Annotated in this window: 2 protein-coding genes; both read left to right on the plus strand. The window is 72.8% G+C overall.

Annotated elements, in window-relative coordinates; translation table 11 throughout:
- On the plus strand, positions 1-3,303 hold a 3,303-nt coding region (locus AC2VOR_RS07365; RefSeq protein WP_486963500.1), incomplete at its 5' end, for an acyltransferase domain-containing protein.
- Positions 3,303-3,668, plus strand: a 366-nt coding sequence (locus AC2VOR_RS07370) for an acyl carrier protein (protein ID WP_486963501.1), incomplete at its 3' end; no start/stop codon positions are given. The genes AC2VOR_RS07365 and AC2VOR_RS07370, both read left to right, overlap by 1 nt.

The raw sequence follows: 3,668 nt of genomic DNA on the forward strand, positions 1-3,668 counted from the left end.
CCCGATGCGGTGATCGGCCATTCGATGGGGGAGGTGACCGCCGCGGTCGTCGCCGGCGCCCTGAGCCCCCGCGACGGGCTCCGCGTCATCACCACCCGCTCGCGGCTGATGGCCCGGCTGTCCGGGCAGGGTGCCATGGCGCTGCTCGAGCTGGACCCCGACGGCGCCGCCGAAGTGATCGCCGAGCACCCCGACCTCACGCCGGCGGTGTACGCCTCGCCCCGCCAGACCGTGATCGCCGGCCCGCCCGAACAGGTCGACGCGGTGATCGCCGCGGTCGCCGCGCGGAACCTTTTGGCACGCCGCATCGAGGTGGACGTGGCGTCACACCACCCGATCATCGACCCGGTGCTGCCCGAATTGCGTTCGGCACTAGACGATCTGGCACCGCGCCGGCCCGCCATCCCGATCATCACCACGACGGGCGAGACGCCGACGTTCGACGCCGACCACTGGGCGGCCAACCTGCGCAACCCGGTCCGGTTCACCCAGGCGGTGGCCGAGGCGGGAGCCGAGCACGGCACCTTCGTCGAAGTCAGCCCGCACCCGGTGCTGACCTACGCGATCAGCGACACGCTGGCCGACGTCCATCACCACAGCCTCGGGACCCTGGCCCGCGACACCCACGACACGCTGACCTTCCACACCAACCTCAACGCCGCCCACACCGTCGCACCGCCGCGCACCGACCATCCGGGCGGGCCGGCCCCGGTGCTGCCGACCACACCCTGGCACCACACCCGTCACTGGGTGACCCCGACGCAACGCCCGGGCGCCGGCGCATCCGCGCCGGCGCCCGGCACCCTGCTCGGGGCGCGCACCGACGTCGCCGCGACCGCGGCCTCCCTGTGGCAGGCGAACCTGGCCCCGGAGGTCAAGCCGTACCCGGGCTGTCACCGCCTGCACGGGGTGGACGTGGTCCCGTTGTCGGTTCTGCTGCAGACGCTTTCGGCCGCGGCCCGCGAGGCGGGCGCAGCGGCGGTGTCCGACGTCCGGTTCGAGCATCCCATCGTCGTGGACCGGCCGCGGGCGATCCAGGTGCTCGCCGCCGACGGGTCGGTCACCGTGTCGTCGCGTGCGGGGACCGACGCGCCCTGGGTCCGGCACGTCAGCGGGCGGCTGGCGCCGTCCGCGCCGGACGGCTACCACGGCGCCCCCGCCCCCACCGGCGAGGCCGAAACACGCTCGATCACCGACCTCTTCGAGGAGTGGGGCGTCGAGGGGCAGCCGTTTCCCTGGTCGATCGACGCGTTGCGGCCCACCCGCGACGGCGCCGTCGCCGACCTCGTCCTGGCCGGGCCGGCCGAACCGTCGGTGGTGGCGCTGCTGGACGCCGCCGTGCACGCCGCGCGCCTGGTGGATCGCGACAACCCGCGGCTCCTGGTGCCCTCCGGGGTCGGCAGCGCCTGGCTGGCAACCACTCCCGGGGACCGGCGGGCCGTGGCCGAGCTGCGCCGGCTGCCCGGTGACGCCGGCGACGTCGTCGTCGACCTCGTCGTCAGGACACCCGACGGCAAAGTCTGCGCGGACGTCCGCGCGTTGCGGTACACCGATGTGGAGTCCGGTCCCGCGGCCGCCGCCCACGACAGCGACCCCGCCTCGATGTGCCATGCGATCGATTGGCACCCCTGGCGCGCCGGCGGGGACCAGGTGCGCTTCGCGCCCGGGCCGCTCGCCATCGTCGGCGGTGACGGTGCCGACACCGCGGGGCTGGCCGACCGGCTCGCCGACGCCGGGTACGCCCCGGCCCGGGTCACCGAGGCCCGCTACGTCGTCTACCTGGCCGGCCCGGCGGCCGACGATGCCGACGTCGACGGCGCGACGCGACTCACCTCTCAGGTGGCCGAGCTCGTCGGAGAGCTGGCCGGCCGCGGCGACCACGAACCGGTGACGCTGTGGATCCTCACCCGCGGCGTCCGCGAGGCCGACTCCGGCGAGGCGCTGCGCCACAGCGGCCTGTGGGGGATGGCCGGGGTCGTCGGGGCCGAGCATCCCGAACTGTGGGGTGGGCTGGTCGACATCGCGGCCGGCGCCGACCTCGCCGACTGCGCGGCACGGCTGCCGGAGGTGCTGCCCCATCCGGCCAAGCGGATTCTGGCGCTGCGGGATGGCGAATTCCTCTGTTCCACAATGACTCCCATCGTGGGTGGGCCGGTGCGCGAACCGCTGCGTTGTCAGCCCGGCGCGGCCTACCTGATCACCGGCGGCATGGGTGCGCTCGGCCTGCTGATGGCCGATTGGCTCGCGGACCGCGGCGCGCGCCGCCTGGTGCTGGCGGGCCGCACCCCACTGCCACCCAGGCGTGACTGGGACGGCATCGACGACCCCGCCGTGCAACACAGGATCACCGCGATCCTGGCCCTGGAGCGCCGCGGCGTCTCCGTCGAGGCCGTCGCGCTCGACGTTGGCTCCCCGGCGGCGGTCCGGGAGTTGCTGGACAGGCGTGACCGGGACGGGGCGCCCCCGATCCGAGGCATCATCCACGCCGCGGGCATCACCGAGAACAGGCTGCTGACCGAGACGGCGCAGGACACGCTGCGGCGCGTCATGTGGCCCAAGATCGCCGGCGCGCAGGCGCTGCATCGGGCCTTCCCGCCGGGACGGCTCGACTTCTTCTTCCTGACCGCCTCGGCGGGAACGGTTTTCGGCGTCCCGGGGCAGGGCGCGTACGCTGCGGCCAACGCCTACCTGGATTGCCTGGCGCGCAGCCGGAGTCGGCAGGGATGCCACACCGTCAGCCTGGACTGGGTGGCCTGGGAGGGTCTCGGCTTCGCCGCCGATGCGGCGATCACCGTCGGCGAGCTCGAACGGTTGGGCTCACGATCGCTGCGTCCTGCCGAGGCCTTCGCCGCGTGGGAATACGTCGCGGGCCGCGACATCGCGCAGGCGGTGATCGCGCCGATGACGTCGGCCGATACCGACGGTGACTCCCTGCCCGCGCCGGCCGCGGCATGGTCGCAGCTGAGCGGCGACGACCTGCTGCGAGAACTCGAGACCGCACTGCGCGCGGTCATGGCCCACGAGCTTCGGCTCCCGGAGGCCGAACTCGAACCGGACCGGCCGTTCGCGGAACTGGGGCTCAACTCGGTGATGGCGATGTCGATCCGGCGCGAGATCGAGCGGGTGGCGGGTATGGAACTTTCGGCGACCATGCTGTGGAACCATCCGACGATCGCGTCGCTCTCTGCTTTCCTCGCCAAAAAGATCGCACCGCAACCTGATTCGACGGAAAGAACGGAGGAGACGGCCGCACCGGCCGACGGCGTGCTTGATGCGCTGTTCGACAGTGTGGAGTCCGCGTGATGACAAATACTCATTCTGCCGACGAACTGCGGCACTGGCTGGTCGACTATCTCGTCACCAACATCGGCTGCAGTCCCGACGACATCGAACTCGACGCGTCGTTCGCCGACCTGGGGGTCGGTTCGCGGGACGCGGTGGTGCTGTCGGGCGAACTCGCCGAACTGGCCGGTCGCGCGATATCCCCGGTGGAGATGTGGCAGTACCCGACGATCAACGACCTCGTCGAGTACCTGACCAACCCGGAAGCCCAGAACCGCGGCGCCGCGGCGCCCGAGGCTGCGGTGGTGGGTGGTGATGAGCCGATCGCGGTGGTGGGTATGGGTTGCCGGCTGCCGGGTGGGGTGGACGGGCCGGAGGCGTTGTGG

It is taken from the genome of Mycobacterium sp. TH-M103, assembly GCF_057473785.1.